We start from the raw sequence: 479 nt of genomic DNA, 5'->3' as shown, positions 1-479 counted from the left end.
GAAATTCGCCGCGGAGTAGGCGGTGCTTATTTAAAAAGACCGGCTGAGGACATCACGCTCTTAGATGTGTACCGTGCTGTGGATGTAAGCGAGAATGAAGAATTATTTAACTTTCATCAGCCCGTCATCGCATGCCCGATTGGTCAAGCGATGGATACGAGACTGCGGCATGAACTAAAAGAAGCACAAGCTGCACTTGAGAATCACCTAAAGCAAGTGACAATTCAGCAATTATTAACAGAGGCGGAATAAAAAAGCTCGTACTTTGGAGCTTTTTTTACACCTTTGTTGTAACCATTTTGATTATAACGCATGCACATCAACGTTGAACGAAAAATGAGGAGGTCAAACAAATGAAATTATTAGTAACAGGTGCAACAGGACAACTTGGGACGCTCGTCGTCAAGCATTTGCTCACAAAAGTACCGGCTGAACAAATTGCAGTCAGTGTTCGAAATCCACAAAAAGCAGCACATTTG

At 42.8% G+C, this 479-nt stretch carries 2 protein-coding genes; both read left to right on the top strand.

Annotated elements, in window-relative coordinates; genetic code table 11:
* Positions 1-252: RrF2 family transcriptional regulator (locus GFC01_RS17990; RefSeq protein ID WP_194175033.1), on the top strand; the 252-nt coding region annotated here is incomplete at its 5' end.
* A 101-nt stretch (positions 253-353) separates the two neighbouring features.
* Positions 354-479: SDR family oxidoreductase (locus GFC01_RS20275; RefSeq protein WP_194175032.1), on the top strand; the 126-nt coding region annotated here is incomplete at its 3' end.

Source organism: Desulfofundulus thermobenzoicus (assembly GCF_009428905.1).
Lineage (GTDB): Bacteria > Bacillota > Desulfotomaculia > Desulfotomaculales > Desulfovirgulaceae > Desulfofundulus_A > Desulfofundulus_A thermobenzoicus.
This window is presented reverse-complemented; position numbering and strand designations above follow the sequence as displayed.